Below are 6,000 nucleotides of genomic sequence, written 5' to 3' on the forward strand. Positions count from 1 at the left end.
CCGAACCGGCGAGGCCGGCCGAACGCCGTTACCGCCCTTACAATACCCGCTCCGTCTCACGACACGACCATCGAGCCATGACCCGAGATCCCCGCCTCACCCTCAACGCGCGCCAGCAGGAATTGCTCGAATGGGTGCAGCGCGACGGCTTCGTGACCGTCGACGATCTCGCCGCGCACTTCGCGGTGACGCCGCAGACGATCCGCCGCGACGTGAACTGGCTCGCCGACCTCAACCTGCTGCGCCGCTATCACGGCGGCGCAAGCCTGCCGACCAGTTCGGAGAACGTGTCGTACACGGCGCGCCAGCGGATGTTCCACGACGAGAAACGGCGCATCGCGGCGCTCGCGGCGTCGCACATCCCCGACCAGGCGTCGCTGTTCATCAACCTCGGCACGACCACCGAGGAAGTCGCGCGTGCGCTGAACCGCCATCACGGGCTGCACGTGATCACGAACAACCTGAACGTCGCCTCGATGATGAGCGGCTACCCCGACTGCGAGGTGCTGATCACCGGCGGCATCGTCCGCCCGTGGGACAAGGGCATCGTCGGCGAACTCGCGATCGACTTCATCCGCCAGTTCAAGGTCGACTACGCGATCATCGGCACGTCGGCTATCGAGGCCGACGGCACGCTGCGCGATTTCGACACGCGCGAGGTACGCGTCGCCGAGGCGATCATGCAGCATGCGCGCACGATCTACCTCGTGACCGACCATTCGAAGGTCGGCCGTCCCGCGCTGGTGCGCCAGGGGCACCTGAGCCAGGTGCACGCGCTGTTCACCGACAAGCCGCTGCCGCCCGAGATGGCCGACACGGTGGCGGCCGCCGGCACCCAGGTATACGTCGCGGAATGACGCCGCCGATGCTGCGGCGCACCCGAAACCTCAAGTGAAATCAAGAAGTTGGCGGCGCGGCTGGACCGCTTGCACGCGGCCCGGCTGTCAATCGGAAAATTAACGGGGCACGATTTGTCGTTGCCCGTGCGCTCGACTAGACTCCAGTTCCCCGGCCCGTTCGGCCGTTCCGCCTGTGCCAGGGCGCGGACGAACAGCACGGCCGGCGAATGCAGCTTTTCCCCCCAAGCCATACCCCCACGGGTATCGCGCACCGGCCTTCGCGCCGGCGGCGCGGGCTGACTGGTCGCCATGGAGAGAACGATGCTGAGTCCGCATGAATTCGCCACGCTATTGCTTGTGAAGGACGCGCCCGATCAAACCAACATGGATCGGGACGAGATCGACGCACTGCTCGAACAGCAGCTCGTTCGCCTGGAAGGGCTCGGATCGGGGCGCAAATACTGCGTGACCGAAACCGGCGACGCCGCGCTGCGATCCATCAAATTCCGCTATTCGTAACGCCTCGCCGGTTCCGGACTGACTCGGCCGTGCCGCCCGGATTCCGGGCCGCGCGGCTGCCTCCGCTTGTCCTGCCGGCCCGCCGGGGCCCGCGTCAGCCGCCGCGCAGCGTCGGATCGACCGCCGCCCGCCAGCTCACGGCCTGCGCGCGCGCGCCGTTGAAATACGCGATCCAGCCGGCGCGCGACGCCGCGTCGGGCGCCGCATAGCGCGTCGAAAGTTCGTTTACGAACGCACAATAGTTCGCGTCGGACAGCCCGCGATACCGTTTCGCCACGTACGCGTCGTACAGCGTCGAGTACACCGGCTGCGCGTCCGCGCCCCAGTCGCGCGGCGTGCCGCCGCACGACGTCTGCAGGTCGACGAACGACGGCGCCCGCCAGTTGCCGGCGAGCGGCGGCACGCCGGCGCTGCACCCGGCCAGAAGGACGGCGCACACGCCGGCCCACATCCCAATACGCATGATTCACCTCGCGAAACGGTCGATTCCGCCAGTATCGTCCGGGATCGTGCCGCGCGCTACTGGCCCCGCTTTTTCGAACTTTACTTTTTCGATTCCGTTCGTTAAATTTCGAATCCGAACATTTCGTGTTCGCCAACTTCCATCAGACGATAAGGACAGCAGGTGACCCAACCGAATCGCTACGATCTGCTCGTCGTCGGCGGCGGCATCAATGGCGCGGGGATCGCGCGCGATGCGGCCGGCCGCGGCCTGTCGGTCATGCTCTGCGAGCAGGACGACCTCGCGTCGCACACGTCGTCGTCCAGCACGAAGCTGATTCACGGCGGCCTGCGCTATCTCGAATACAACGAGTTCGGACTCGTGCGCAAGGCGCTGCAGGAGCGCGAGACGCTGCTGCGCGCGGCGCCGCACATCATGTGGCCGCTGCGTTTCGTGATGCCGCACATGCCGAATCTGCGGCCGGCCTGGCTGATCCGCATCGGCCTGTTCCTCTACGACCACCTTGCGAAACGCGAACTGCTGCCCGGCTCGCGCGGTATCGACATGCGCCGCCATGCGGCCGGCGCGCCGCTGATCGACTCGATCAAGCGCGGCTTCGTGTACTCGGACGGCTGGGTCGACGACGCCCGCCTCGTCGTGCTGAACGCGATGGACGCGAAGGAGCGCGGCGCCGAGATCCTGACGCGCACGAAGCTCGTCTCCGCCGAACGCCGCGGCGACGAGTGGGAGGCGCGGCTGCAGCACGCCGACGGTTCGATCCGCGTCGTGCATGCGCGCGCGATCGCGAACGCGGCCGGCCCGTGGGTCGGCGAGGTGCTGCACGGTGCGCTCGGCCGCGGCGCCCATCACAGCGTGCGGCTCGTGAAGGGCAGCCACATCATCACGCGCCGCCTGTTCGATCACGATCACGCGTACATCTTCCAGAACCCGGACAAGCGGATCATCTTCGCGATTCCGTACGAGCACGACTTCACGCTGATCGGCACGACCGACGTCGAATACACGAACGATCCCGCGAAGGTCGCGATCGATCGCGACGAGACGCAGTACCTGTGCGACTCGATCAACCGCTACTTCAAGCGCAAGATCTCGCCGGCCGACGTGCACTGGACCTATTCGGGCGTGCGCCCGCTGCTCGAGGACGAGAACGCGGCGAACGCATCGGCCGTCACGCGCGACTATCGCCTCGAGATGGACGACGGCGCGGGCGCCCCGCTGCTGTCGGTCTTCGGCGGCAAGATCACGACGTTCCGCAAGCTTGCCGAAGAAGCCGGCGACATGCTGTGCCGTGCGCTCGGCCGCGACGCGAAGACCTGGACGGCGGGCGTGCCGCTGCCCGGCGGCGACATTGCGAACGCGAAATTCGACGGGTTCGCCGGCGCATTCGCGAAACGCCACCCGTGGCTGCCGGCCGCACTCGCGCGCCGCTATGCGCGCGCCTACGGCACGCGCGCGGAGCGCGTGATCGACGGCGCGAAGTCGCTCGCCGATCTCGGCGCGGAAATCGCGCCGGGCATCCACGACGCCGAACTGCGCTACCTGCGCGACGCCGAATGGGCGACCTGCGCGCAGGACGTGCTGTGGCGCCGCTCGAAGCTCGGCCTGCACGTCGCGCCCGGTACGCTCGACGCCGTGACCGCCGCGGTCGACGCGTGGTTCGCCGCCGCGCACGCGCCGCACGCCTGACCCGAATGCAGTTGCAGTTGCCGTACCGACGTTGACTCACCGACGCGCCGCCCCACATGCGGCGCGCATCACAACTAAGCCAATCCACGGATGGAGATGAGAGACATGCAGGACCAGTACATCCTCGCGCTTGACCAGGGCACCACGAGTTCCCGCGCGATGCTGTTCGATCGCCAGGGCAATATCGTATCGATCGCCCAGAAGGAATTCGAACAGATCTACCCGCAACCCGGCTGGGTCGAGCACGACCCGCAGGAAATCTGGTCGACGCAAGCCGGCGTCGCCGCAGAAGCCGTCACCCGCACGGGCCTGAACGGCACGTCGATCGCCGCGATCGGCATCACCAACCAGCGCGAGACGACGATCGTCTGGGATCGCGAGACGGGCCAGCCCGTCTACAACGCGATCGTCTGGCAGGATCGCCGCACGGCCGATTTCTGCGATTCGCTGAAGGCGCAGGGGCTCGAGGCGAAGGTGCGCGCGAAGACCGGCCTGCCGATCGACTCGTACTTCTCCGGGACGAAGATCCGCTGGATCCTCGACAACGTCCCGGGCGCGCGCGACAAGGCGCGTCAGGGCAAGCTCGCGTTCGGCACCGTCGACAGCTGGCTCGTGTGGAACTTCACGAAGCACGAACTGCACGTGACCGACGTGACGAATGCATCGCGCACGATGCTGTTCAACATCCATACGCGCGAGTGGGACAGCGAACTGCTCGAGCTGCTCGACATCCCGCGCAGCATGCTGCCGGAAGTGAAGGCGTCGTCGGAAATCTACGGCCACACGAAGACCACCGTATTCGCGTCGAAGATCCCGCTCGCCGGCATCGCCGGCGACCAGCAGGCAGCGCTGTTCGGCCAGATGTGCACGCAGTCGGGCATGGTGAAGAACACCTACGGCACCGGCTGCTTCCTGATGATGAACACCGGCGACAAGCCGATCGAGTCGAAGAACAACCTCGTCACGACGATCGCATGGCAGATCGGCGACAACGTGCAGTACGCGCTGGAAGGCAGCATCTTCATCGCGGGCGCGGTCGTGCAGTGGTTGCGCGACGGGGTCGGCATCATCAAGTCGGCCGCCGAGATCGAGGCGCTCGCGGCAAGCGTGCCGCATACCGACGGCGTCTATCTCGTGCCCGCGTTCGCCGGCCTCGGCGCACCGCACTGGAACGCGCGGGCGCGCGGCTCGGTGTTCGGCGTCACGCGCGGCACGACCTCCGCGCACCTCGCCCGCGCGGCGCTCGATTCGATCGCCTACCAGTCGCTCGACGTGCTGGCCGCGATGGAAGCCGATTCGGGCATCAGCATCGGCGAGCTGCGCGTCGACGGCGGCGCGAGCGCGAACGACCTGCTGATGCAGTTCCAGGCCGACCTGCTCGGCGTCGACGCGGTGCGGCCGCAGATCACCGAGACGACCGCGCTCGGCGCGGCCTACCTCGCGGGTCTCGCGATCGGCTACTGGAAGAATCTCGACGAAGTGCGCAACCAGTGGCAGCTCGATCGCCGCTTCTCGCCGTCGATGCCGAAGGACCAGGTCGAGCGCTGCATGGCCGGCTGGCAGCGTGCGGTCCGCGCCGCGAAGGCGTGGGCCGACGACACCCAGTAACCACCGGAACCCCGGACGCAATACAACAACACCGGCGGACCGCGCGATGCGCGAGTCCGCCGTGACATACGAGAGACAACCATGTCACCTTATATTGCAGAATTCATCGGCGCCGCCATCCTCATGCTGCTCGGCAACGGCGCGGTCGCGAACGTGCTGCTCGCCAAGACCAAGGGCAACGGCGCGGACCTGATCGTGATCGTGTGGGGCTGGGCGATGGCCGTATTCGTCGCCGTCTACGTGACCGCGCCGTTCAGCGGCGCGCACCTGAACCCGGTCGTCACGATCAGCCTCGCGCTCGCCGGCAAGTTCGCGTGGTCGAAAGTCGGCGGCTACATCCTCGCGCAGATGCTCGGCGGGATGGCCGGCTCGCTGCTGGTGTGGCTCGCGTATCGCCAGCACTTCGCCAAGGAAGTCAATCCGGACCTGAAGCTCGCCGTGTTCTGCACGGCGCCCGCGATCCGCAGCGTCACGCACAACCTGCTGACCGAAGCGATCTGCACGTTCGTGCTGATCCTCGGCGTGCTGTATCTCGCGGCGCCGCAGGTCGGCCTCGGCGCGCTCGACGCGTTGCCCGTCGGCCTGCTCGTGCTCGGCATCGGCATCTCGCTCGGCGGCGCAACCGGCTATGCGATGAGCCCCGCACGCGACCTGTCGCCGCGCATCATGCACGCGCTGCTGCCGATCCCCGGCAAGCGCGACAGCGACTGGCGCTACGCATGGGTGCCCGTCGTCGGCCCGCTGCTCGGCGGCGCCGCGGCGGCCGGACTGTATCTGCACCTGCATACGACGATCTGATCGCGATCTGACCCAGGCGCGCGGCGACCCCGCCGCGCGCTTCCCGCATCCCCGCCTGCCGCCCTCCGGCACGGCCGGCCCGCCTTC

6 protein-coding genes are annotated in these 6,000 nt (G+C 67.6%); 5 read left to right on the plus strand and 1 reads right to left on the minus strand.

Annotation, left to right across the window (positions count from 1 at the left end):
- Window positions 1-77: 77 nt before the first annotated feature.
- Window positions 78-857 (plus strand): DeoR/GlpR family DNA-binding transcription regulator, encoded by a 780-nt coding sequence (locus tag GQ57_RS35415; RefSeq protein WP_034200335.1) that lies wholly within the window; start codon window positions 78-80, stop codon window positions 855-857.
- Window positions 858-1,160: 303 nt separating this feature from the next.
- Window positions 1,161-1,358 (plus strand): hypothetical protein, encoded by a 198-nt coding sequence (locus GQ57_RS35420; RefSeq protein ID WP_031403277.1) that lies wholly within the window; start codon window positions 1,161-1,163, stop codon window positions 1,356-1,358.
- Between the two features lie 94 nt (window positions 1,359-1,452).
- On the opposite strand, the gene GQ57_RS35425 is transcribed toward GQ57_RS35420, so the two are convergent.
- Window positions 1,453-1,821 (minus strand): hypothetical protein, encoded by a 369-nt coding sequence (locus GQ57_RS35425; protein WP_034200336.1) that lies wholly within the window; start codon window positions 1,819-1,821, stop codon window positions 1,453-1,455.
- A gap of 162 nt (window positions 1,822-1,983) precedes the next feature.
- On the opposite strand from GQ57_RS35425, the gene glpD reads away from it, so the two are divergent.
- From glpD to GQ57_RS35440, 3 genes are all read left to right on the plus strand, one after another.
- On the plus strand, window positions 1,984-3,507 hold the full coding sequence (gene glpD / locus GQ57_RS35430; RefSeq protein WP_031403275.1) for a glycerol-3-phosphate dehydrogenase: 1,524 nt from the start codon (window positions 1,984-1,986) through the stop codon (window positions 3,505-3,507).
- A 105-nt stretch (window positions 3,508-3,612) separates the two neighbouring features.
- On the plus strand, window positions 3,613-5,115 hold the full coding sequence (gene glpK, locus GQ57_RS35435) for a glycerol kinase GlpK (RefSeq protein ID WP_031403274.1): 1,503 nt from the start codon (window positions 3,613-3,615) through the stop codon (window positions 5,113-5,115).
- 81 nt (window positions 5,116-5,196) lie between these two features.
- Complete coding sequence (locus tag GQ57_RS35440) at window positions 5,197-5,913, plus strand: MIP/aquaporin family protein (RefSeq protein WP_031403273.1); 717 nt, start codon at window positions 5,197-5,199, stop codon at window positions 5,911-5,913.
- The last annotated feature ends 87 nt before the right edge of the window (window positions 5,914-6,000 follow it).

The sequence above is a fragment of the Burkholderia sp. MSh2 genome, assembly GCF_000731655.1.
Classification (GTDB): Bacteria; Pseudomonadota; Gammaproteobacteria; order Burkholderiales; family Burkholderiaceae; genus Burkholderia; species Burkholderia paludis.